This is a genomic window from Pseudoalteromonas sp. PB2-1 (assembly GCF_045040605.1).
GTDB classification, from domain to species: domain Bacteria; phylum Pseudomonadota; class Gammaproteobacteria; order Enterobacterales; family Alteromonadaceae; genus Pseudoalteromonas; species Pseudoalteromonas arabiensis.
In genome coordinates this window covers 1,962,403-1,985,457 of record NZ_CP090667.1, presented here as the reverse complement: position 1 = coordinate 1,985,457, position 23,055 = coordinate 1,962,403, and the positions used below count along the sequence as shown (strand labels likewise).

General features: G+C 40.5%; 21 protein-coding genes and 3 tRNA genes. 13 read left to right on the top strand and 11 right to left on the bottom strand.

The features are described 5' to 3' along the window. The first annotated feature begins 6 nt into the window (after positions 1-6). A complete protein-coding gene (locus tag L0Z67_RS09185) occupies positions 7-735 on the top strand; it encodes a tyrosine-protein phosphatase (RefSeq protein ID WP_193988885.1) in 729 nt (242 codons plus the stop codon). Then, positions 728-1,471: a VpsP family polysaccharide biosynthesis protein gene (locus L0Z67_RS09180; RefSeq protein WP_237127848.1), complete on the top strand. Its 744-nt coding sequence runs from the start codon at positions 728-730 to the stop codon at positions 1,469-1,471. The genes L0Z67_RS09185 and L0Z67_RS09180 overlap by 8 nt, the downstream gene beginning before the upstream one ends. A gap of 34 nt (positions 1,472-1,505) precedes the next feature. On the opposite strand, the gene L0Z67_RS09175 is transcribed toward L0Z67_RS09180, so the two are convergent. Further along, the gene (locus L0Z67_RS09175) at positions 1,506-2,321 is read right to left on the bottom strand and encodes a polysaccharide deacetylase family protein (protein ID WP_405127882.1); all 816 of its coding nucleotides are present in this window, start codon (positions 2,319-2,321) and stop codon (positions 1,506-1,508) included. Positions 2,322-2,633: 312 nt separating this feature from the next. Next, positions 2,634-4,073: a 16S rRNA (cytosine(1407)-C(5))-methyltransferase RsmF gene (rsmF, locus tag L0Z67_RS09170; protein WP_237114134.1), complete on the bottom strand. Its 1,440-nt coding sequence runs from the start codon at positions 4,071-4,073 to the stop codon at positions 2,634-2,636. Between the two features lie 281 nt (positions 4,074-4,354). On the opposite strand from rsmF, the gene L0Z67_RS09165 reads away from it, so the two are divergent. From L0Z67_RS09165 to prpF, 5 genes are all read left to right on the top strand, one after another. Continuing rightward, positions 4,355-5,059: a GntR family transcriptional regulator gene (locus L0Z67_RS09165; protein WP_054554723.1), complete on the top strand. Its 705-nt coding sequence runs from the start codon at positions 4,355-4,357 to the stop codon at positions 5,057-5,059. Positions 5,060-5,143: 84 nt separating this feature from the next. After that, complete coding sequence (gene prpB / locus L0Z67_RS09160; RefSeq protein WP_405127881.1) at positions 5,144-6,019, top strand: methylisocitrate lyase; 876 nt, start codon at positions 5,144-5,146, stop codon at positions 6,017-6,019. A gap of 24 nt (positions 6,020-6,043) precedes the next feature. After that, positions 6,044-7,168: a 2-methylcitrate synthase gene (prpC, locus tag L0Z67_RS09155; protein ID WP_062569202.1), complete on the top strand. Its 1,125-nt coding sequence runs from the start codon at positions 6,044-6,046 to the stop codon at positions 7,166-7,168. Between the two features lie 116 nt (positions 7,169-7,284). After that, positions 7,285-9,876, top strand: a complete 2,592-nt coding sequence (gene acnD / locus L0Z67_RS09150; RefSeq protein ID WP_405127880.1) for a Fe/S-dependent 2-methylisocitrate dehydratase AcnD — start codon at positions 7,285-7,287, stop codon at positions 9,874-9,876. Positions 9,877-9,879: 3 nt separating this feature from the next. Next, positions 9,880-11,049 carry a 2-methylaconitate cis-trans isomerase PrpF gene (gene prpF, locus L0Z67_RS09145; RefSeq protein WP_405127879.1) on the top strand — a complete coding sequence of 390 codons (1,170 nt, stop codon included), beginning with the start codon at positions 9,880-9,882 and terminating at the stop codon, positions 11,047-11,049. A 29-nt stretch (positions 11,050-11,078) separates the two neighbouring features. Here prpF and L0Z67_RS09140 read toward each other — a convergent pair whose 3' ends face one another. Next, positions 11,079-11,987 (bottom strand): ABC transporter substrate-binding protein, encoded by a 909-nt coding sequence (locus L0Z67_RS09140; RefSeq protein WP_062569199.1) that lies wholly within the window; start codon positions 11,985-11,987, stop codon positions 11,079-11,081. Between the two features lie 262 nt (positions 11,988-12,249). Here L0Z67_RS09140 and L0Z67_RS09135 point away from each other — a divergent pair, with 262 nt between their 5' ends. Next, entirely contained in the window at positions 12,250-12,465 is a 216-nt protein-coding gene (locus L0Z67_RS09135) for a DMT family transporter (RefSeq protein WP_405127878.1), read from the top strand. 179 nt (positions 12,466-12,644) lie between these two features. Here L0Z67_RS09135 and L0Z67_RS09130 read toward each other — a convergent pair. From L0Z67_RS09130 to L0Z67_RS09110, 5 genes are all read right to left on the bottom strand, one after another. Continuing rightward, positions 12,645-12,721, bottom strand: a tRNA-Val gene (locus L0Z67_RS09130). A gap of 353 nt (positions 12,722-13,074) precedes the next feature. Next, positions 13,075-13,151: transfer RNA gene (locus tag L0Z67_RS09125), tRNA-Val, on the bottom strand. A 209-nt stretch (positions 13,152-13,360) separates the two neighbouring features. Beyond that, a tRNA-Val gene (locus L0Z67_RS09120) sits at positions 13,361-13,437 on the bottom strand. A 114-nt stretch (positions 13,438-13,551) separates the two neighbouring features. Further along, a complete protein-coding gene (locus L0Z67_RS09115; protein ID WP_405127877.1) occupies positions 13,552-14,556 on the bottom strand; it encodes a DUF3080 family protein in 1,005 nt (334 codons plus the stop codon). After that, entirely contained in the window at positions 14,549-15,904 is a 1,356-nt protein-coding gene (locus tag L0Z67_RS09110) for an MATE family efflux transporter (protein ID WP_405128716.1), read from the bottom strand. The genes L0Z67_RS09115 and L0Z67_RS09110 overlap by 8 nt, the downstream gene beginning before the upstream one ends. A gap of 97 nt (positions 15,905-16,001) precedes the next feature. Between L0Z67_RS09110 and L0Z67_RS09105 the strand changes: the two genes are divergently transcribed. Next, the gene (locus tag L0Z67_RS09105) at positions 16,002-16,628 is read left to right on the top strand and encodes a riboflavin synthase (protein WP_062569195.1); all 627 of its coding nucleotides are present in this window, start codon (positions 16,002-16,004) and stop codon (positions 16,626-16,628) included. Here L0Z67_RS09105 and L0Z67_RS09100 read toward each other — a convergent pair. Next, entirely contained in the window at positions 16,625-16,828 is a 204-nt protein-coding gene (locus L0Z67_RS09100) for a CPXCG motif-containing cysteine-rich protein (protein ID WP_062569194.1), read from the bottom strand. The two genes, L0Z67_RS09105 and L0Z67_RS09100, sit on opposite strands and share 4 nt — an antisense overlap. Before the next feature lie 214 nt (positions 16,829-17,042). After that, positions 17,043-17,903, bottom strand: coding sequence for a fructosamine kinase family protein (locus L0Z67_RS09095; RefSeq protein WP_062569193.1), 861 nt, complete (start codon positions 17,901-17,903; stop codon positions 17,043-17,045). Between the two features lie 111 nt (positions 17,904-18,014). Here L0Z67_RS09095 and L0Z67_RS09090 point away from each other — a divergent pair, with 111 nt between their 5' ends. Next, positions 18,015-18,710: a DUF445 domain-containing protein gene (locus tag L0Z67_RS09090; RefSeq protein ID WP_193988877.1), complete on the top strand. Its 696-nt coding sequence runs from the start codon at positions 18,015-18,017 to the stop codon at positions 18,708-18,710. 129 nt (positions 18,711-18,839) lie between these two features. Here L0Z67_RS09090 and L0Z67_RS09085 read toward each other — a convergent pair whose 3' ends face one another. Further along, a complete protein-coding gene (locus L0Z67_RS09085; RefSeq protein WP_405127876.1) occupies positions 18,840-19,109 on the bottom strand; it encodes a DUF3718 domain-containing protein in 270 nt (89 codons plus the stop codon). A 342-nt stretch (positions 19,110-19,451) separates the two neighbouring features. On the opposite strand from L0Z67_RS09085, the gene L0Z67_RS09080 reads away from it, so the two are divergent. From L0Z67_RS09080 to L0Z67_RS09070, 3 genes are all read left to right on the top strand, one after another. Further along, positions 19,452-20,237, top strand: a complete 786-nt coding sequence (locus L0Z67_RS09080) for a hypothetical protein (RefSeq protein ID WP_062569190.1) — start codon at positions 19,452-19,454, stop codon at positions 20,235-20,237. A 111-nt stretch (positions 20,238-20,348) separates the two neighbouring features. After that, on the top strand, positions 20,349-21,731 hold the full coding sequence (locus L0Z67_RS09075; protein ID WP_193988876.1) for an amidohydrolase: 1,383 nt from the start codon (positions 20,349-20,351) through the stop codon (positions 21,729-21,731). An 11-nt stretch (positions 21,732-21,742) separates the two neighbouring features. Beyond that, on the top strand, positions 21,743-22,969 hold the full coding sequence (locus L0Z67_RS09070) for an amidohydrolase family protein (RefSeq protein WP_193988875.1): 1,227 nt from the start codon (positions 21,743-21,745) through the stop codon (positions 22,967-22,969). Positions 22,970-23,055: the final 86 nt, after the last annotated feature.

Sequence of the window (23,055 nt, the reverse complement as noted above, 5' to 3'; positions counted from 1 at the left end):
TAGTTTATGTTTGATATTCATAGTCATATTTTGCCAAGTATTGATGACGGCGCTAAAGATCTAGATGAATCTTTAGCGCTTCTTAAAATGGCTGAAGATGATGGTATAACCCATATGGTTGCTACACCACATATACATATAGGTAGATTTAATAACCGAAGCTCTCATATTTACGAGAGCTTGGTTAACTTGCGTCTACATGCAAAAAATGCCGGTATTGGTGTAAAGTTAGCTGCCGCAGCAGAAGTGCGTCTCGATGTAGAACTTATGGCATTGGTTATGTCTAATCAGTTACCTTTTATTGGGGAAATAGCTAATAAAAATGTACTGTTATTAGAGTTACCACATTCGCATATGCCACAAGGTTACGATAAATTTATCCAATGGCTTGATAAACAAAATATTCGGGTAATTATTCCGCATCCGGAGCGTAACCGAGATATTCAGTCTAATCTATATTATATTCAGCACTTAAAACAATTAGGCTGTGATTTTCAGTTAACAGCATCAAGTATTCAAGGTGAGTGGGGGGAAAACGCAAAAGCCATATCATTGCAAATGCTTAACGATGGCCTAGTTAGTTATATTGCCTCTGATACTCATTCCGTTAAACGTCGTCCTCCCGTTCTTAGCCAGGCTAAAGAAACTGTCTCGCAATTAATCGGTGTAGAACAAGCTAACTCAATCTTCATTACTAATCCGCAACGATTAACAGAATGCTTATTTAATGACTAAATTTAACATAGGTAAAACTGTAACTAGCTCTATTTTAGCCGTCTTAGTGCTTTTTATTACTTATTCAAGCCTACAAAGTATGCGTGCGAATGCGTGGTATTTTAATGCGCTAAATATTGTGCAGGCCACTGCTCTTGATTCTTCTAACACATCGTTGCTCAGCGCAGAAAATGCAATGACGCTGGCAACTGATTTGGACCCTGAACATCCGCATTACTGGCATTTTTTGGCTCATATTAAAATGTTAGGTTTATCAAAAATGAATATATCATCGAATGAGCAAATTAAGCAGGTTGAAGATACATACCAACAAGTTGAACAAGCACTATTAAAGTCGGTTGAGCTAAGGAGCACTTGGGCGCAAACTTGGGTTGCCTTAGCTCAGGTTGTCAGCTTTCAAGAAGGGCCTTCTGAGCGAGTATATGGCTATCTCCAAGAAGCGAAAAAAATGGGGCCTTATGAATTTAATACTCATCTAGGTATTATTCAAATCGCTTTAATGCACTGGACTAATCTACCGCCTACCTATAAAGCACTATATGTAAATGAGCTTAAGCTAGCTTCTAAACATGGTTATAAATTTAATAGTATTTTTAATATGGCAGAGCGAATGGAGCGCTTAGGTATAGTGTGTTTATCACTTCAATTTGGCAATGAATTTAGCCGTGTTAGACAAACACCGGCTTATAAACGCAGCTGCAAAAATTTTAATACTAATACGATGTTAAAGAACTAAAAAGCTACTCACTTTGTTTTAAAGCACGTTAGATTCACTGTATGTCTTTTCTATGTTGCTTGATATAGTTCGACACTTCACTAACAGTTGCTAACCAGTAGCCAGTTTCTGGTTTTTGTAAGTAATTAATCAGCTCTTCTAATGCGTTTATATCGGTAGAGTATTGGCCACGTTCGCCTATTTCATGCCCTGCTAGAATGATCCAGCTATTATTGGTTCGATGTTGTTCTATCATGGCCTTAATCTCTGCAAATGTGAGTCCATCGATCCGTATACTTGTTAACTGTGAAAAGTCAGTAAAGTTGGGGTTGTTTGCTGTTTCGTCTAACCAAGTTCGGCCTGTGTCAAAATGTTTGGCTATTAATGGAACATAGCTTTTAGTGTTAGCCCCTCGGCCTACAAAAGTGTTGCCGCACGGGTATGCGAATGCCTTTGCATCAACACCTAACGTTTGCTTAATATACTGTTGGCTGTCTATGATATCTTTTTCAATATCCTTAAGTGAAGCTTGTTCTAAGGATAAACCTTGTTGACGCAACCATTCAAAATTCCCAGTACATAAATGCTTATTAGTGTGGTTGGCTATTTCGTGACCGTCTTTTACAACTTTTTGCCACTTACTTACTCGTTCCTCAACATTAAAGGGGGAAACATAAAAGGTGGCTTTAACTTTGTATTTATTTAATAACGACAATCCATTATCGACTTGGCTATGTCTTGCATCGTCAAAGGTAATACTTATTGCGTTACTGGCGTTATCTGGGTAGGAAAAGCCTTGGTATGAGGTATTCTGAGCGCTTGTGTTTAAACTAATAAATGCCGTAATTAAAAAGCGTGATGATTTTAACATGTTCAATCCCTTTTCATCTATTTTCTGTAATAGAATCAAAAAGCAATGAATAGTGCAATGCGACTTTTGCATAAAAAACGCCCAGAACGAATCCGCATTGTTCTGGGCTTAGGGGGTGGCTCTTGCGAGCCTGCGCTAACTATAAAAAAACACCTTCTAAATTCAGTAGGGAGAAGTAGAAAGTACTTTTAAGTGTAGTTAAATAGTGGGAAATTGCACGATAAATGTACAATTTTTATATTGGTTTTAAATCAACTTGTTACACCATTTTACCTATTAAAGGTATGTGTTTGTTCAGGGTTTATACGCAACTTATACCCAAGTTATTAACTGGGAATTTTGTACTAAATCACGTGGTAGTGAGTTCTTGATTTTATTCTTTTGCCACTTACCGAGGCCTACCGGACAGCCACATAACATTAACACTACTTCACCATTATCTTGAGTTGGTTTTTCGAGCCGAATATCTTTACCGTTAAAGTAATCGTTTGCTTGGCAAGCAGACATCTCAAAGGTATTTTTTTCGCAATCTTGACCAAAGACGGTGGCGAATTCATGTGCTAAGCGAACTCCGCCTTTATGGATCACACCAAGTTGAATGCCTAAACGTGAGTATTTAATTTTATCTTGCAGTTCATCAAAGCCATCAGGAAACAACCAAAGCTCTTTATCACGCTGCATTAAGGTGCCTTTGAGTGATTTTAGACCGAACTGTTTTTTAATTGTTTGCATAAACGCTTGGCTTTGCTTTTTATCAAACTCAGCAAACGGAAATGCGCCTTTTTTAACTTTTTGATGTGGGTTGTCAATTGAGGCTATTTTTTTAAATTTAGCGATGAAGAAACCTTCACTGTCGTAAGTTTGTGGCCAAACATGCAAATAACCTTCGCTGGTTGTCGCTTTATCAGCGCCATCAAACAGGTTATCGAGCGATTGAACTTCGACGCAAGCAGGGAACTCTGCTAATAGATACTCGCACACTTGTTGGTTTTCAAGTGGTGTTAAAGTACAGGTCGAATAAACTAATGTGCCGCCAGGTTTTAGGGCATAAAAGGCACTTTTGATAAGGGCTTTTTGTACAGCAGCAATATCTATATTAGACTCAATTGACCAATTCTTTAGGGCGTCTGCATCTTTACGAACCGTGCCTTCACCTGAACACGGGGCGTCTAGCAAAATACTGTCGAAGCACTCATACATGTAATCCCCAAAGATCACACCGTCAAAATGTGATAATGCACAATTACCTACACCCATACGCTTGAGTGTTGCTGCCAAGACTTTTAAGCGAGATGATGACAACTCATTGGCAACTAACACGCCAGTATTATCCATCATGGCGGCGATTTGTGATGTTTTTGAACCCGGTGCCGATGCCATATCAAGTACCGCATCGCTTTGCTTAACTTCGGCTCGAAGAGCAACCGGCGGTAGCATTGAACTGGCTTCTTGCACATACATAGCACCACTTAAGTGTAAATCGGTATTACCGATTGCAAGGGCTTCTTCTTCCTCACTTGGACGTGTTAACCAGAACCCTTCCTTGCACCATGGGATTGCTGTTAACTCCCATCCTTTGTTGGCGCATTGACGCTGAAATTCTGAGACTGACATTTTTAATGTATTTACGCGAACAGATCGTCTAAGTGGGCGGCGACAGGCTGCAATAAAGTCGTCTAATGATAAATGTTCAGGAAGGTAGCTTTTTACATCATCAATAAATGAGTCTGGAATATATGTATTAGCGTCCACTAAATGGCTCTCACGTCACGTAATAATAGGCTGATCATACCATTTATAGCGCTGTCAGGGGATATTTTTAGCTTTTTCAGAGTGAGATTAAAGTGTCGACATATTACCGATATAAATGTCTTTTATAGTCATTATTTTTGATAAATATCATTTTATGTCGACATTTTGCTGGTTTTTTAGTCTATTTTTCCGATCTCAAGGTTGACACATTCAATCATAGGGCGCATAGTGAACTTACAAATTGTCGACAATCTTAATTTAGTACTTAAATAGACCTATTTATGACAGAGCAAAAAGCCAACGATAACTACAACGATATCACGATAACAACGGCATCAGACCAAGTGTTTGTCGACATGCGTCGTGAAATTGTACAAGGCACCATTGAGCAGGGCAGCAAAATTTCTGAGCCAGAACTTGCTAAACGCTATGGTGTAAGCCGTGCCACCTTACGTGAGGCGCTAAATCGTTTAGAGAGCTGTTATTTGGTAGAGCGTAAAGCGAATGTCGGTTGTCGTGTTGTAGCACTGACCGCTGAGCGTTTAATCGAAGTTTATCAGGTACGTAGTGCCTTAGAGGGACTTGCTTGTCGGTTAGCTGCTGACAATATGGAACCTGAAGAAGTGCAAGGTTTAAAACAGTTATTGAATCAGCACTTACAAACACAGCGTGTAAAAGAAGGTGAATCATACTACCAAGAAGCGGGCGACCTTGATTTTCATTATCGCATTATTAAAGGGTCTAAAAACGCGCATCTAATTCATCTTTTATGTAATGAGTTGTACCAGTTAATTCGTATGTACCGTGTACAAATGGGGATGGTTGGGCCGCGTGTATCAAAAGCATTTGACGAACACTTGGCAATTATCAATGCCATTGAAAACCATGATGGTGAATTGGCCGAAATGCTTATGAAACGCCATATTAGTGCGTCTCAGGCAAATATTCAGACTAAGTTTGACTTACTCGCAGCAAAAAATCAGTAGCGCCTTAGTTAAACAGTCACAATTTAGCTTTAAAAAATAGAGTCAGCCAAAGAGCTGAAACCGTTCAAAGATAGGAGTTATCCAATGTCAGCAGGATTAAAGTTCAAACAGGCAATCGCCAACAATAAGCCACTGCAAGTGGTTGGCACCGTCAATGCGTACTGCGCAATGATGGCAGAAAAAACAGGTCACCAAGCACTTTATCTCTCAGGTGCGGGTGTTGCTAACGCATCATACGGTATGCCAGATTTAGGTATGACAAGCTTAGATAACGTACTTGAAGATATTCGTCGGATTACCAGCGCTACCGACTTACCGCTTCTTGTTGATGCTGACACAGGTTGGGGCGGTGCATTTAATATTGCTCGTACTGTTAAAGAAATGACTAAAGCGGGCGCTGCGGGCTTCCATATTGAAGACCAAGTTGCACAAAAACGTTGTGGTCATCGTCCTAATAAAGAAATCGTGTCTAAAGATGAAATGGTTGACCGTGTTAAAGCCGCAGTTGATGCGAAAACAGATAGCGATTTTTACATTATGGCGCGTACTGATGCATTCCAAAAAGAAGGCTTAAATGCAGCCATTGACCGCGCTGCCGCATGTGTTGAAGCAGGTGCCGACGCTATCTTTGCAGAAGCTGTGCATGATTTAGCAGATTATCAAGCATTTGCTAAAGCGTTAAATGTGCCAATTCTTGCGAACATCACTGAGTTTGGCCAGACACCGCTATATACAGCTGAGCAATTAAGCGAAGTGGGTGTTGAAATTGTACTTTACCCACTTAGTGCATTTAGAGCGATGAACAAAGCAGCACTTAATGTGTATTCGTCTATTCTTAGCGAGGGCTCGCAACAAAGCCAATTAGACAACATGCAAACACGTGCTGAACTCTATGAGTTTTTAGACTATCACTCATATGAAAACACACTCGATAACCTTTTCTCAGCTAAAAAATCATAACGACAACATATAAGGAGAACACTCATGGTAGATAAAGCATTAGGCGGCGCAGGTTTACGTGGTCAAGTAGCAGGTGAAACAGCACTGTGTACAGTAGGTAAATCAGGTTCAGGTTTAACTTATTGTGGTTATGATATTAGTGAATTAGCAGATAAAGCGCAGTTTGAAGAAGTATCTTTTTTACTGTCGCGTGGTGAATTACCCACAGAGTCTGAGCTTACTGAATATAAAGCAAAGCTAAAATCACTACGTGGTTTACCAGATGCACTAAAAACAGTGCTTGAGAACATTCCCAAAGACGCGCACCCAATGGATGTAATGCGTACCGGTTGTTCTATGCTAGGTAACCTTGAAATGGAGCAAGATTTCTCAGAGGCGAATGATGCGATTGACCGCCTAGTTGCCGTATTCCCAAGTATTATTTGTTATTGGTATCGTTTTAGCCATGACGGCGTTCGCATCGACACTGAAACAGATGATGATTCGGTAGGCGCACATTTCTTAAATTTATTACACGATAAAGCACCATCAGCATTATTTGAGCAAGTAATGAATGTGTCTTTAATTCTCTATGCAGAGCATGAGTTTAATGCATCAACATTCACTGCGCGTGTATGTGCGTCAACATTGTCTGATATTCACTCTTGTGTTACGGGTGCTATCGGTAGTTTACGTGGTCCATTACATGGTGGTGCTAACGAAGCGGCAATGGATATGATTGAAGGCTTCACAAGTGCAGACCAAGCTGAAGAGGCGCTAATGGGTATGCTTGAACGTAAAGACAAGATTATGGGCTTTGGTCACGCTATTTACCGTGAATCAGATCCACGTAACGTGATCATCAAAAAATGGTCAGAAAAACTGGCTGATGAAGTGGGTGACGATGTTCTATATCCTGTATCTGTTCGCTGTGAAGAAGTTATGTGGCGTGAAAAGAAATTGTTCTGTAATGCTGATTTCTTCCATGCATCTGCGTATCACTTCATGGGTATCCCAACTAAGTTATTCACGCCAATTTTCGTGATGAGCCGTGTTACAGGTTGGACAGCACACGTGAAAGAGCAACGTGCCAATAACCGTATTATACGCCCAAGTGCAGATTATACGGGCCCAGAAGCGCGTAGCTATACGCCAATTTCTGAGCGTTAATCGTTAATTAAATAGTGATAGGGGTGGCTTAGCTGCCCCTTTATGAAGGGGCGAAATAAATACAAAAACAATCAGCCCACCTTTGTTCACCGTCACCAAGTACAAGTAGAATCATCATGAATACAAATTTTAGAAAACCATTAGCAGGCACCGGAGTCGATTATTTTGATACTCGTGCTGCTGTTGATGCAATTAAACCGGGCAGCTATGCCACACTTCCTTACACATCACGTGTCCTTGCTGAAAACTTAGTTCGTCGCTGTGAACCTGAAATGCTCAATGATGCACTGTCGCAATTGATTGACCGCAAGCGTGATTTAGATTTCCCTTGGTTTCCTGCTCGCGTTGTATGTCACGATATCTTAGGTCAAACAGCGTTAGTTGATTTAGCAGGCCTTCGAGATGCCATTGCTGCAAAAGGCGGCGATCCTGCAAAAGTAAACCCTGTGGTACCAACACAGTTAATTGTTGACCATTCATTAGCGGTTGAACACGCAGGTTTTGAACCAGACGCATTTGAAAAAAACCGTGCGATTGAAGACCGTCGTAACGATGACCGTTTTCACTTTATCAATTGGACGAAAACAGCATTTAAAAATATTGATGTGATCCCGCCGGGTAATGGCATTATGCATCAAATCAATTTAGAGAAAATGTCGCCAGTGATCCAAAAACGTGATGGCGTGGCATTCCCAGATACATTAGTGGGTACAGATAGCCACACACCTATGGTCGATGCGTTAGGTGTTATTGCTGTCGGTGTGGGTGGCCTTGAAGCTGAAAGCGTGATGCTGGGGCGTGCTTCTTACATGCGTTTACCTGATATTGTCGGTGTTGAGCTGACTGGTAAACCACAGCCGGGTATTACTGCAACGGATATCGTATTAGCGATCACCGAATTTTTACGCAATGAAAAAGTCGTTTCGACCTACCTTGAATTTTATGGTGAAGGTGCTGATGCACTGACTCTCGGTGACAGAGCAACTATTTCTAATATGACGCCAGAGTTTGGCGCAACAGCTGCGATGTTCTACATCGATGACAACACACTTGATTACTTACGTTTGACTGGCCGTGAAGAAGAGCAAGTTAAACTAGTCGAAACTTACGCAAAAGAAACTGGTCTTTGGAGTGATAGCCTTAAAACGGCCGAGTATGAGCGTGTATTAACCTTTGATTTGTCATCTGTAGGTCGAAATATTGCGGGTCCATCTAATCCACATCGCCGTGTTGCAACCAACGAACTTGATAAAGCGGGTATCACTGGCGCCTTAGAAAATGAAGAAGGCTTAATGCCAGATGGCGCGTGTATCATCGCTGCAATCACAAGTTGTACTAATACCAGTAACCCACGCAATGTCATTGCCGCAGGTTTACTTGCGCGTAATGCTAACGCTAAAGGGTTAACCCGTAAGCCATGGGTTAAAACATCACTGGCACCGGGTTCTAAAGCGGTGAAATCTTACCTAGAAGAAGCTAACTTATTACCTGAGCTTGAGCAACTTGGCTTTGGTATTGTGGGGTTTGCATGTACGACCTGTAATGGCATGAGTGGTGCGCTTGATCCTAAAATTCAGCAAGAAGTGATTGATCGTGATTTATACGCAACTGCTGTACTTTCGGGTAACCGTAATTTCGATGGCCGTATTCACCCATATGCCAAACAAGCATTCTTAGCATCACCGCCACTGGTTGTTGCTTATGCTATTGCGGGTACAATTCGTTTTGATATCGAAAAAGATGTATTAGGGCATGATCAACAAGGCAACGAAATTCGCCTAATGGATTTATGGCCAACAGATGAAGAAATTGATGCAGTGGTCAAACAAAGTGTTAAACCTGAGCAGTTTAAAAAGGTTTACGAGCCAATGTTTGATTTAAGTGTAGATTACGGTGAAGACAACGATCCGCTTTACCAATGGCGCCCACAAAGTACTTATATTCGCCGCCCACCTTATTGGGAAGGGGCATTAGCGGGTGAACGTTCTTTGAGTGATATGCGTGCACTAGCCGTACTAGGCGACAATATCACCACTGATCATTTGTCGCCTTCAAACGCGATTTTAGCGTCAAGTGCTGCTGGTGAATACCTAGCTAAAATGGGTCTCCCTGAAGAAGATTTTAACTCATATGCTACTCACCGAGGTGACCATTTAACAGCGCAGCGTGCAACATTCGCAAACCCTAAATTATTGAATGAAATGGTTAAAGAAAATGGTGAAGTGAAGCAAGGTTCATATGCTCGCATTGAACCTGAAGGCAAAGTAACACGTATGTGGGAAGCCATTGAAACCTACATGCAGCGTAAACAACCACTTATCATTGTGGCTGGTGCTGATTATGGCCAAGGCTCATCACGTGACTGGGCTGCAAAAGGTGTACGCCTTGCAGGTGTTCAAGTGATTGCAGCCGAAGGCTTTGAGCGTATTCACCGCACTAACTTAATTGGTATGGGCGTATTACCACTTGAATTTAAAGCTGGCACGACACGAATGACTTTAGGCATTGATGGTAGTGAGAGCTTTAGTGTCAAAGGTGAGCCAACACCTGGTGCAACACTGACATTGGTGATTACCCGTGCCAATGGTGAAACCGTTGAAGTACCAATGACATGTCGTTTAGATACCGCTGAAGAAGTGTCAATTTATTCAGCTGGTGGTGTGCTACAACGTTTCGCGCAAGATTTCTTAGAATCTGAGGAGCACTAAACTATGGCGTTTAAACCACAAATGAAGGTGCCAGCAACCTATATGCGTGGGGGCACCAGTAAAGGGGTGTTCTTTAACTTAATTGATTTACCTGAGCCTGCCCAAGTGGCAGGTGAGGCCCGCGATAACCTATTATTACGTGTGATTGGTAGCCCCGATCCTTACCAAAAACAAACTGATGGTATGGGCGGTGCAACCTCAAGTACGAGTAAAACGGTGATTTTATCGAAAAGCGCTAAACCAGATCACGATGCTGATTATTTATTTGGTCAAGTGGCTATCGATAAAGCGTATGTTGATTGGAGTGGTAACTGCGGCAATCTAACCTCAGCAGTTGGGGCTTTTGCGATATCGAATGGTCTTGTTGATGCGAGTAAAATTCCTGATAACGGCGTTGTTGAAGTTAAAGTATGGCAAGTCAATATTAGTAAAACCATCATAGTGCATGTGCCAATTACTAACGGTGAAGTGCAAGAAACCGGTGATTTTGAGCTTGATGGCGTGACCTTTCCAGCCGCTGAAGTGAAACTTGAATTTATGGATCCGGCAGATGGTGAAGGTGCATTATTCCCAACAGGTAATTTAGTGGATGAACTTGAAGTTCCGGGGATTGGTATGCTGTCTGCGACGATGATCAATGCGGGTATTCCAACGGTTTTCATAAACGCCAGTGAAGTTGGCTATGATGGTACAGAGCTTCAAGAAGCGATTAACGGTGATGCATCTGCACTTGAAAAATTAGAAACAATTCGTGCCTATGGGGCGTTAAAAATGGGGTTAATTTCTCATCTTGATGAAGCAAAAGCACGTCAACATACGCCAAAAGTAGCCTGGGTAGCTCCAGCAACAACCTACCATGCATCAAGCGGCAAAGTTGTAAATGATACTGATATTGATTTAGTGGTACGTGCTATGTCAATGGGTAAATTGCATCACGCCATGATGGGCACAGCAGCGGTTGCAATAGGCACCGCTGCAGCTATACCCGGTACGCTTGTAAATCTCGCCGCAGGCGGGGGAGAGCGTCAGGAAGTTAACTTTGGTCATCCTTCTGGCACATTAAAAGTGGGCGCTGCTGCAACACTTGTTGATGGTAAATGGCAAGTCACAAAAGCAAGTATGAGCCGAAGTGCGCGCGTGTTAATGGAAGGCTGGGTTAGAGTGCCCGAGTAATACCCTGTGTAATCTAAATGAAGCGGCGGTTACGCCGCTTTATCGAATTTGTAGCATTGTTTTTTCATATCTTCAATAAACTCATCAAACTTACCGCTTTTTTGCATGGTGTCTATTTCGTCATTGAGATCTTTTAAGGTATTTTTCCAGTTTGGGCTTGTTTTGCTGACAGAATAATAAAGTGGTTTGTGTTCTAGAGTTGGTTCTACAGCAACTAGAGATTCTATAATTCTTTGCTTATCGCTGTTAGATAGCTGAGATTTATAGACACTTGCTTTTAAAACCTCTAGGTCTGCAACAATAAGGCTGACACGATTGCTCAGCAATAAATGAATAAGTTGGTATTCATTATTAGCGACGATGGTATCAAGCTCTTTGCTTTCGATCATGCTATCAAGTTTCTTGGTGTTTTTGTAAGCACGGACTACACCTATAACATGCTCCTTGATTGATTCAAGGTCACCATTGAATGTAATCGAGTTACCTTTTAAAGTAACAAAAGATAAGTCGCCACCTGGTATTGGTTGACTTAAAGCTAATAGATTATTGCGAGTTTGGTTGAGAAAGTTGTCAGATATTACATCGTCCTCAACGAAATATTCGGGGAATAAGATATCGGCTTTTCCTAATTCCGCTTCTCTAACTGCGCGAGCCCATGGATAAAAGCCAATATAGACGCCATAGCCTTTTTTTAGTAGAGATTGGACCGTAAATTGGTAAAGCCAGCCTTTGTTACATAGGTTTTCATCAATATAAGGAGGCCAATCAAGAGTTACTAATCGAAGCGTTTTTTTAGCACCCAAGTTATAACCATAACCATCTTTATAGCGTACAGCATTTTGAGTAACTTCTTTGCCATCGAGTTGGTAAGTAACAGGAGTAAGTCCAGCGAATGCTTGATACGAAAAGATAAATATAATTACAGCAAGTACTTTCATAGTTTTTTAAGCTTCTTTTTTTAAGTTAAGCTTAGCCCTTTTTGATTAGTCTTCAACACTGTATTTGTAATAAAATTTAACGAAGCCCGAGCTACGTTAGATCACCCGTAATGGTTAGAGGCATTACATTCGAATTATTTGTCTTAGATATTTCCATATAGTAATTTGAAACGGTTATCCGATTTTTCGATGACGCGTCATGAGAACGACCTTATGATGTTAATTTTATTTCGGGGACGACCCTATACTAAAGAGTTCGACCATGAATTGGTTCTTACTTATTATTGCAGGCTTATTGCAAGTTGCTTGGGCATATGCCTTTAAGCAATCAAATGGCTTTAGCAAATCACTTGTTTCTTTTTTAACTCTCCTCACTATGTTTGCAAGCCTTTATTGCTTGAGTTTGGCACTCAAATATTTGCCATTAAGTTTAGCCTATGCTGTTTGGGTGGGTATTGGCGTAATTGGGCTCGCATAGCAATAATGATATTGCTAGGTTAGGGGGTAAGCTTACTAAACGTGCTTAGCCTCTTATTTATTGCAATTGGTATGGGTTAAAGTTGCCAGCGAGTATAAGCTCAATTAGGTGTTTTTAAGTACTGTAAATTCAGTGCTCTTAGTTATTTATTTTTAGATGAAAACGCTGAAATAGAGGATTGGTACGACCGAGTGGATTCGAACCACCGATCTCTACCATGTCAAGGTAGCGCTCTAAACAACTGAGCTACGGTCGTACAGGCATTTAATTCTGAAGAGATTAAATGTTTTGGTACAACCGAGTGAATTCGAACCACCGACCTTTGGACTGGGCCGTTAAGAGTGGTAGTGCTTTTTCCTTTGGTTATACCTATATCTTGGTACAACCGAGTGGATTCGAACCACCGACTTTGGCACGGGTCATAGAGAGTGGTAGCGCTCTAACCAACTGAGCTAATTATTTATTTTTAGAAGAAACCGCTGAAATAGAGAATTGGTACGACCGAGTGGATTCGAACCACCGACTTTGGCACGGGTCATAGAGAGTGGTAGCGCTCTAACCAACTGAGCTAATTATTTATTTTTAGGAGAAACCGCTGAAATAGAGAATTGGTACGACCGAGTGGATTCGAACCACCGACCTCTACCATGTCAAGGTAGCGCTCTAACCAACTGAGCTACGGTCGTACAGGCATTTAATTCTGAAGAGATTAAATGTTTTGGTACAACCGAGTGGATTCGAACCACCGACCTTTGGACTGGGCCGTTAAGAGTGGTAGTGCTTTTTCCTTTGGTTATACCTATGTCATGGTACAACCGAGTGGATTCGAACCACCGACCTTTGGACTGGGCCGTTAAGAGTGGTAGTGCTTTTTCCTTTGGTTATACCTATATCTTGGTACAACCGAGTGGATTCGAACCACCGACCCCTACCATGTCAAGGTAGTGCTCTAACCAACTGAGCTACGGTTGTATTTTGATATAAAATTGTTGTCTGTTTGGCTAAACAACGGAGGCTAATATATAGCGACTAGTTGTGTGAATCAAGCAGGTTTAGCTATTTTTGTGTTAAGTGCTGTTTTTTTATTCATAACGGACTAATTTCACACTCTTTATAAAAGTTTTGCCACCATTGTACGTGGCTCTTTGCTGATTGCTTTAGCTGCTCTAAAATAGCATGTTCGCCAGAAACAGATACATAATGATGCATTGAGGTATCATCCCACACTTGCAGGTAAAGTGGTTGTAGAGCTTCTAGCTTACCTGTCAAAAATGACTGATAGGGCTGTAGTTGCTGCAAATAAAACTTTTTAAAGATATTACTTAATGTGCGTGCTTTTTGTTTATTTTTATTGAGAGGGCATAACTCGTTACTTGAAAACTGAGTTAAAAGTTTTGTTAGTTGGTTATTATAACTAATCTGTGTCCTTGCTGCTGATATTAAAAGTTTATTGTAATTGAACTGGTTCAAAACCTGTAAGTTTTTAACAATTGACTCAGTATCTACATTTTTTACATTACCTGAATTTATCTGCTTAGCAAGTTTGGCAAATTCTTTCATCGCCTGTTCTGTCTCAGTAAAACCCGCGGTATCTTCTGCAAGGTGTACAGATGTTAGCTGCCAAGTTTGTTTAAATTCTGGTTCGTTGTTGAGCATAGCTTTAAAAAAAGTAGGCAGGGCGATTGTTTTTTGCTCTGCTGTGAATGCTATTTTTTTATAAAGCTCATCATTTTGCTCAAGGGTTGCTAAGCAAGTATTTGCACTTTGTATAAAATCTATTTGGTATTTCAATATATTTGCAGCTGAAGCGGTTTTGCCAAGTTGATTGTTGTGTTCAGCGATGAGGGTTGCAAGTTTACACTGTTGAAGCTGAGCAAGCTCAAGCATGCCAATGGTGGTACTATTATGTGCATCGACTTTGTCATGTTGAACAGGGAAAGTCGTCGGCTTTTTTAGCTCAAAATCGTTAAATTTAAGAACATTGTGTAGCCTCTGTGCATAGGTTTGATTTAGTTCTCCCGAAGACTCAGAGCAAGCAACGACGAGGAAGCTCACCGTAATCACAGTGAGCTTCAAAAAAATTTTAGGCATTTTTAAAAGGTGCATGGTTAAATCGCCAATGTACTGTAAACATCAACATAATAGCTGCAGCACTTAAACCTACAATAATTCCAATCCAAAAGCCGTGTGGGCCCATTGCTGACACTATTAAATCTGTACGAGCAAATACGTAGCCAAGAGCAAAGCCGATCAACCAGTAAGATATAAAGGTGATATAGCCAATGGGGGCAGTGTATTTTAATCCTCGCAAAATACCATTAGCCGATACCTGTAGTGCATCAGGTAATTGATAGATACAAGCAAGCACCATGATTGATGAAGCAAGCGCGAGCACTTCAGGGTTATCAGAATATAATTGACTTATCACATCACGTGCAAAAAAAGTCACAGTGGCTAATATAAAGGCAATTATTGCGGCTAAAATATAGCTGGTTTTAACAGCATTTTTAAGTTGATCGTAATGCTTTTGGCCAAATAGGTTTCCAATGCGAATACTAATCGCAATAGATAAGCTCAGCGGCATCATGAATAACAACGTTGTGACACTGGCAGCAATTTGGTGACCCGCTACAGCAACAGCCCCTAGATGCGCTATGAATAAAGGAATACACGCAAATAGAGTCACTTCAAAAAAAGTTGCCAATGAAATTGGAATACCCACTTTTGTAATTGTCCACATAGTCGTTACTTTAGGTAAGGCAAAGTTTGCTAACAATGATTTGGCATTAATTTTTTTACTGAAGTGGCAGTATATAACTTGTGTTAACGCCATTGCGCTGAATACTAGGGCGGTCGCGATGCCACAACCAGCACCGCCATAGGCCTCAAAGCCTAATTTTCCATGAATGAATATATAATTAGCCGGAATATTCACTGCTAAGCCAATTAAACTGATATAAAAAGCTGGCTTAGTCATGCCCATACCTTCGGTTATATTCCGGTATACGCTAAATAGTAAAAAGCCAAAAATCCCCCACTTAACAAAATAAATGTATTGCTCTGATAGGGTTAAAATTGCAGGTGATGTATTTAACTGAACCAGCACTATGTCGGTAAGGCTGGCAAGCCCCAGTCCAATAACACTCAATACCAGCGCTAGGTATAAGCCTTGTTGAAAATAATGACTAATCCCTTGTTTGTCGTTGGAGCCAGCAAATTGAGCAATAATCCCCGTAAGGGCTAATAGAATGCCTTGTAATGCCAGCATTAGTGGATTCCAAATACCTGTAGCGATAGACAATGCAGCGAGATCAGTCGCACTAACTTGCCCTGCCATAATAGTGTCTACCACCGTCATCAAAATAAGGGTAACTTGTGCCAAAAATACAGGGATGGCTAGAGAAATTAACCGTTTGGCTTCCCAACTACAAAAAGACATAAAATACACGACTAAATAAACAGGCAGCCATTGTAATCTATTCATAGATCAATAAAAATCGCTGTTACTTATTTAGTGAAGAAAAGAAGGTACATCTATGTTTACCGGAATTGTACAGACCCAAGCGTTAGTTGAACATATAGCAAACCAAGAAGGTGTTTTAAGGCTTACTTTAAAAGTTAAGGACGCTTATGCTAATAACCTAGCAATTGGTGCAAGTATTGCTATCAATGGGTGTTGTTTAACGGTTGTAAAGTTTGAAAAGGTATCACAAGAAAACACCATAATTAGTTTCGATGTAATAGATGAAACCCTTAAGTTAACCAATTTAGGCCTTTTAAAAGTAAATGATATGGTCAACTTTGAACGTTCTATGACCTTTGGCACAGAACTTGGTGGTCATATAGTGTCTGGTCACATTCATACCATGGCGGAAATTTTAGCTATTGAACATACACAAGATAACTGCAAAATCCAATTGGCAATACAAAGCACTTGGCAAAAGTATGTTTTATATAAGGGCTTTGTAAGTGTAAATGGCGCAAGTCTTACAGTAGGAGAGGTCGATGAGAAGGGCTTTTGGTTGCACCTTATCCCAGAGACTCTCGCTATTACAAATTTAGATAGATATAGTGTTGGTGATAGGCTCAATATCGAAGTTGATCAGCAAACCTACACTATCATCAACACTGTTGAGAACTACTTGGCTCGGCAAGCAAATTAAAAAATTTGTTCATCATCACTATCAACATGCAACTCTAGTTTGTTCTGTGCGTAATCTATATGCATGTTTAAATGAATAGGGTTGCAGCATGCACTGCAATCCTCATAGTAATCTTGGTCACCATCACTGGCATCTAGTGCAACATGAATATGGTGACCGCAATGAGGGCATGAAATACGTTGTGTGAAATGATTTTTCATCAGCTTTTACCTTAATCAGGCATGCCTGAATTAGTTAAATTGCAATCTTTATTAAACTCTAACCCATCAAAAATGAATTTATATTTAATACGATTGATATAACTTACTAGCCAGCTAATAAACAAGTGGCTAGCACCTGTATTTGAACATGTTCTAAGGCAAATTATAGTTCTGATTTTGCATTTATGACATTTGCTTTACAGCGGCAAGGAGATTATTTAAGGAGTAAATTAATTTGTTGTTTAGCTTCAGTCAGATAGTGACCAGCAAAAATATTCGCATTATTTAAAATAGGGTAAAGTTGATAAATTTGTTTGCGTTGCTGATAACCATTTTGTAGCGGGTACTGGCTATCGTATGCACTGTAGAATGCGTCTGGGAGCGGGGCGAATAACTCACTCATGGCAATATCGCATTCCCGATCACCATAATAACAGGCAGGATTGTAAATGCTTGGAACAGCATGAATAAATCCCATGTTCCTGCGCCAAAAATCACCGTGTAGCAAAGATGGCTCTACTAGATGGCCGTGTAGCATGTCTTTTATAAAAGCAATAAACATATCTTGATTAACGAGCTCTATACCTTTTTCTTGAAGCAATTGAAGTTGCCAACCAATGCGCTCCTCAGCAAAAAATACATCCCACTTTTTATGCCATCTATTCGGTTGCACTGTCGGACCTAAAAAGTTGTCATTATCATAGCCAAACATGGCTTGTGTGTGTTTTTTATGTAAGTTTGCTAAGTGTTCCCCCATAATGTGCCAACAATCATGAGGTTGTTTGTCGTGTTCAAGCCACTCAAGCACTATAAATGAAAACTCAATATTACTGCCAACTGTGATGCAGTCGGGAATCATGAACAGGCTTTCTTGGGTTAGAAGTTTAAGATTAAATGCTTCACATTCGAGGCGATCTAATTCACTGACATGTGCAACTTTGACAAAGTAACGATGTGAATCATTGGCAAGTTCAAAGTATTTATCGTTATTAGGTGATTGCAATTGGCGTTTGAAAGTATGTTTAAAGTCAAAGTGCATTGCTTGGCTGATTTGCTCATTCACTGAATTCCACATAGGTTTTGCTCACCTTTTGACCATCTAATTAAACTATGGCAAAAAGACAATGAATTAACAAACCCATAGCGTTAATATTATCAAGATTAATAAGATTTTCTGGGGAATTGAATGAACAAAAGTCTTGTGACTAATCTTGTCGCTGCGATTTTAGTATTGTTGGGCTTCTTGCTAGACAATGAAATTGTTTTATCAGTGGGTTTATTTGCCTTGTCGGGCGCTGTAACAAACTGGGTTGCAATTCATATGTTGTTTGAAAAGGTCCCGTTTTTATATGGTTCCGGTGTTATAACAATTAAATTTGAATCGTTTAAAGTGGCGATTAAAAACTTGGTTATGACAGAGTTCTTTACTGAGCAAAAAATTGACCAAGTAATGGCAATGGCAAAGCCCAATATTGACCTTGAGCCTGTGATAGCACATGTGAACCTGAGCCCCGCTTATGACTCATTAATCGAAGTGATTGAAGCTTCTCAATTTGGCAGTATGTTAGGAATGTTCGGTGGCCGAGAGGCTTTAGAGCCAATGCGTGAGCCGTTCATCGTGAAAATGAAAGAGGCGGTGATTGACATTTCACATAGTGATGAGTTTAAAGCGATTTTAGATGAAAAACTGTTTGCTAGTTCGCATATTGGTAGCTCACTACATACGACAGTTGAAGCGCTAGTGGATGATCGTTTAAATGAGCTTACACCCACAATGGTAAAAAATATTATTCAAACAATGATTAAAGAGCATTTAGGTTGGTTAGTGATTTGGGGTGGCGTTTTTGGAGGCCTATTTGGCTTACTAGCAGCACTTATTTAAAGGTGAGCAACAGGTATATAAAAGCTGTTGCTCAGTGGCTTTTATTTAGAGCCGGCAATAACAATAACAGTGTCATCAGTTGTTTTTGCCAAGTCATGAATGCTTGTTTGGGTCGATTCTAATTTTAGATTACTTTGCTGTCTTATTGAAGCCATAGATACTCGCAAATTTTGCAGTAGACATATTATTACATAGAAGCTTGTCTGAAATTACACGCCTATTGATGCCTAAGTCTCGCATTTTATGCACAAGATCTAAACGATTGTTTGACGCAATTGCCATACACGTTTGCGTGCCAGGTGAATCATCTGCAGCTACAAATTGCGCTGCACTTGTATCAAAAGTAATCACTGATGAGCCAATAATAAGCGCTGTTCCAAGTGTTGTTAACGTATTCATATTTCTCTCCGGTTGAAGTCTTAGCGATTAAAGGGGTTGAATGTTTATCCCATTTGGTTAGAACACCTTAATTATTAACGTATCTCTATCTGGTTGCTGTTAATGAAAATCGATAAGATGTAAGTAAGTATGAAGATATGTATAAATTAAACTAACCCACTGAAAAATTAGTATATTAAGTATTACTTTTGACACAATTAACGAAAAGTATTTCTGCCTTTGAATTGAAAAAGCGAAATGGCGATGGGTTTAATGTATGGTTTTTACTTCATACTTACATTTGAGTATTTACACTAGCGCTAAATCAGTTTTACAACGCCGATTAAAACGTGAGGAGAATAAGTGACTAAAAAACTATCTGGCTATTATCAACAAGCTTATGCAGTAAACTCAAAACACTTTAATCAGTGTTTCTACTGCGGCTGTGAAGCAACTGAGCGTGATTATTGTCCGCCACTGCATATGCTGCAAAGTATTGTTGATCTAGGAGAGGACGCTGAGTTTATCTCTATTCCAGCCTGCTATGAATGCTTTGCGTTACTGCATAATGAACGTGTACTCACTATTGATGCACGTTTTGTAAAAGTGAAAAAGAAAATAACAACCAAGTACGCTAAGGCACTACGCATTTTCCATATGTGGCATGAAAGTGAACTTGATGATATGAGTGATGAGTTTGTTCATAGTATTCGGGCCGGTATGAAGCTAGGTGCAGAGGCGGCTGAGCGTTTAGCTTTTCAAGGTTATAGTTACGCGACTGAAGATGCCAGCGTTACTGTACGCGAAAAACGTGCAGAATTTGATGTCCAAGGTAAGACATTTTATGACTTTAAAGACGCACTCAATTATTGCATTAATGATCTAGGTGTCGATCGAAGTGAATTTTATAAGCTGGTGGTAGAAGATTATAACGGTGATTTTAACCGTGCTTTAAGCCAATACAGGCATCGCCATGATAGAGTAACCGCTGCCAGTGACGCAGACACCTTAATAAAAAGTTTTGCTAAGCAACACAAACAAAACTCTGATTTTGTTACCCGAACAGTGAAACATTTCATCAATAAAGATCCAACGTTAACAACTGAAGGGGCATTGGAGCAGCTTTATATTAACTATATAAAAAAGTAGTCTAGCTCAGGTTCGTTATTCATCTTAATAAATGGTGATTAGCCTCTTTTGTTCGCATTAAAATTAACATTTAGTTAAAGTAAATGAATAATAAAAAGGAGAAACAACATAATGCAAAAATTTGCTCCATCAGTGTTGGTCATTGCGCTTGGTGTCGTGTTAGCCGGCTGTCAAGATAATGGCCCACAAGACCCAAGAGTCTCAATTAATAAAAATCCATATCCAAGCACTTATAAGCCACTTGCTTCAACGAGTACCCTTATCACCAATGCGACTGTATTAACAGGAACCGGTGAGCGTTTAGACGAGGCTGATGTCTATTTTGTTGACGGTAAAGTACAACAAGTTGGTAAGGGGTTAAGTGTTCAAGCTGATATAACAATTGATGCACAAGGTAAATGGGTAACACCTGGGATTATAGATGTTCACTCACATTTAGGTGCATACCCAACCCCATCGGTGGCATCTCACCAAGATGGTAATGAAATGACCAGCCCTGTGACTGCAGAGGTGTGGGTTGAGCACTCTGTTTGGCCACAAGACCCTGGTTTTAATCGTGCTCGTGAGGGCGGTATTACGTCATTACAAATTCTACCAGGCTCAGCAAACTTGATTGGTGGTCGTGGTGTAACCCTTAAAAATGTTCCTTCGCATACAATGCAAGGTATGAAATTTCCTGATGCACCCTATGGTTTAAAAATGGCGTGTGGCGAAAACCCGAAACGTGTTTATGGTAGCAAAGGTGTTTTGCCATCTACGCGTATGGGGAATATGGCAGGGTATCGTACAGCATGGATTGAAGCCGCTGAATATAAACGTCAATGGGATAAATACGACAGTGATTATGACGCGGGTAAGAACCCAGAAGTACCACATCGTGACATTAAGCTAGATACCCTAGCAGGTGTACTTGAGGGCGACATACTCATTCATAACCATTGCTATAAAGCAGAAGAAATGGCCATGATGATTGACCTTGGCAAAGAATTTGGCTATCACTCAGGTACTTTCCATCACGGTGTCGAAGCATACAAAATAGCTGATTTACTCGCTGAAAACGGTAACTGTGCAGCACTTTGGCCAGATTGGTGGGGTTTTAAGATGGAAGCCTATGACATGGTTCAGGAGAACGTGGCAATTGTCGATGCAGTTAAAAACTCATGTGCTGTTGTTCATTCAGACTCGGATACTACCATTCAACGTCTAAACCAAGAAGCTGGTAAAGTTATGTATCGCGCAAACGATGTTGGTTATGACATCTCTGAACAACATGCAATTAAGTGGATCACCTCAAATGCGGCTAAATCGCTGGGTATCGATGACAAAACAGGATCACTTGAATCTGGTAAACAAGCTGATGTTGTTATCTGGAATCAAAACCCATTTAGTGTGTATGCAAAAGCTGAGCAAGTATTTATCGATGGTGCCAAAGTTTATGATCGTAACGATGATAAATACCAAGCACAAAGTGATTTCATGCTAGGTCAAAAATAGGAGTAACATTGATGACAAAATTAACTAAATCATTAAAGCTGTCACTTGTTGCTGCTGGCTTATTTTCTGCGACAGCAAGTGCTGCATCTGTGGCAATTGTAAATGCAACATTACACACTTCAACAGAGCAAGGTGTGCTAGAAGGCGCAAGCGTTGTTATTGATGGTGACAAAATTGTTGCAATTAACCCGACATCTATCAACGCAGATACAACTATTGACGCAAAAGGCCAAATCGTAACTGCTGGGTTTATCGGCACAATGAACCAACTTGGCTTAGTTGAGGTGGGTGCTGTTGCAGGCTCACGTGACGGAAGCGATGATAAAGCAACTATCGATTTTGACCCAAGTCTTGCGTTTAACCCACGTAGCAGCTTAATTCCTTATGCCCGCAAAGGTGGCATTACTCAAGATGTAATTGTCCCTAATGGCGGTGAAAGTATCTTTGCTGGCCTTGCATCTGTGGTTGATTTATCGGGTAGTTTTGAAAGTGTTAATAAAAAGCAAGTTGCACTTGTTGTTCACCTAGGTGAAAAGAGCAAGGGCTCTCGTGCAATGTCAATGAAAACACTTATCGATAAGCTTGAAGGTGAAAAGTCAGCTAAAAAAGATGACAAAAAAGAGCCTTCAACAGAGCAAAAAGTGCTAGCAGCAGTGCTTGCTGGTGACATGCCGCTGATTGCCAGTGTTCAACGCGCGTCAGATATTTATTCACTTGTTAAGCTAAAAGAAACCTATGGTATTAATTTAGTGATTCATGGCGGTGATGATGCTGTTGTGGTTGCGGATACGCTAGCAAAAGCTAATGTGCCCGTGATCATCAGTTCAATGGCTAACTTACCAGGGAGCTTTGACTCATTACATGCAAACCTTGCTAATGCAGGTAAGCTTGAAAAAGCCGGTGTCAAAGTGATTATTGGTGTTGCCGGTGACTCAAGCCACAATGTATACCAATTACGTTTTGATGCAGGTAACGCTGTATCTTACGGTATGACTCAACAGGGTGCTTTGAGTGCAGTAACGAGTAATATTGCCGATGTATTTGGGCTGAATTCCGGTGTTATTGCAACAGGTAAACGTGCCAACCTCGTTATGTGGTCTGCCGATCCTTTTGAGCTTAACTCACACGTGAGCAAAATGTGGATCAATGGTGAAGAGGTTTCTACCGAAGCGCGTCAAGATAAACTACGTGAGCGTTACACAACAGATTCAGCTATGCCTCGAGCTTATACAAAATAAGCGCATTAGCTAACAAACTAAAAAGGCCGCAATGCGGCCTTTTTCATATCAGTTAAAGGCGCTTATCAAGCGCCTTATAACAGATT

Coding starts and splice junctions, on each gene's coding strand:
- L0Z67_RS09185 (WP_193988885.1), top strand. CDS start 7: ATGTTTGATATTCATAGTCATATTTTGCCAAGTATTGATGACGGCGCT.
- L0Z67_RS09180 (WP_237127848.1), top strand. CDS start 728: ATGACTAAATTTAACATAGGTAAAACTGTAACTAGCTCTATTTTAGCC.
- L0Z67_RS09175 (WP_405127882.1), bottom strand. CDS start 2,321: ATGTTAAAATCATCACGCTTTTTAATTACGGCATTTATTAGTTTAAAC.
- L0Z67_RS09165 (WP_054554723.1), top strand. CDS start 4,355: ATGACAGAGCAAAAAGCCAACGATAACTACAACGATATCACGATAACA.
- prpB (WP_405127881.1), top strand. CDS start 5,144: ATGTCAGCAGGATTAAAGTTCAAACAGGCAATCGCCAACAATAAGCCA.
- prpC (WP_062569202.1), top strand. CDS start 6,044: ATGGTAGATAAAGCATTAGGCGGCGCAGGTTTACGTGGTCAAGTAGCA.
- acnD (WP_405127880.1), top strand. CDS start 7,285: ATGAATACAAATTTTAGAAAACCATTAGCAGGCACCGGAGTCGATTAT.
- prpF (WP_405127879.1), top strand. CDS start 9,880: ATGGCGTTTAAACCACAAATGAAGGTGCCAGCAACCTATATGCGTGGG.
- L0Z67_RS09140 (WP_062569199.1), bottom strand. CDS start 11,987: ATGAAAGTACTTGCTGTAATTATATTTATCTTTTCGTATCAAGCATTC.
- L0Z67_RS09135 (WP_405127878.1), top strand. CDS start 12,250: ATGAATTGGTTCTTACTTATTATTGCAGGCTTATTGCAAGTTGCTTGG.
- L0Z67_RS09115 (WP_405127877.1), bottom strand. CDS start 14,556: ATGCCTAAAATTTTTTTGAAGCTCACTGTGATTACGGTGAGCTTCCTC.
- L0Z67_RS09110 (WP_405128716.1), bottom strand. CDS start 15,904: ATGTCTTTTTGTAGTTGGGAAGCCAAACGGTTAATTTCTCTAGCCATC.
- L0Z67_RS09105 (WP_062569195.1), top strand. CDS start 16,002: ATGTTTACCGGAATTGTACAGACCCAAGCGTTAGTTGAACATATAGCA.
- L0Z67_RS09100 (WP_062569194.1), bottom strand. CDS start 16,828: ATGAAAAATCATTTCACACAACGTATTTCATGCCCTCATTGCGGTCAC.
- L0Z67_RS09095 (WP_062569193.1), bottom strand. CDS start 17,903: ATGTGGAATTCAGTGAATGAGCAAATCAGCCAAGCAATGCACTTTGAC.
- L0Z67_RS09090 (WP_193988877.1), top strand. CDS start 18,015: ATGAACAAAAGTCTTGTGACTAATCTTGTCGCTGCGATTTTAGTATTG.
- L0Z67_RS09085 (WP_405127876.1), bottom strand. CDS start 19,109: ATGAATACGTTAACAACACTTGGAACAGCGCTTATTATTGGCTCATCA.
- L0Z67_RS09075 (WP_193988876.1), top strand. CDS start 20,349: ATGCAAAAATTTGCTCCATCAGTGTTGGTCATTGCGCTTGGTGTCGTG.
- L0Z67_RS09070 (WP_193988875.1), top strand. CDS start 21,743: ATGACAAAATTAACTAAATCATTAAAGCTGTCACTTGTTGCTGCTGGC.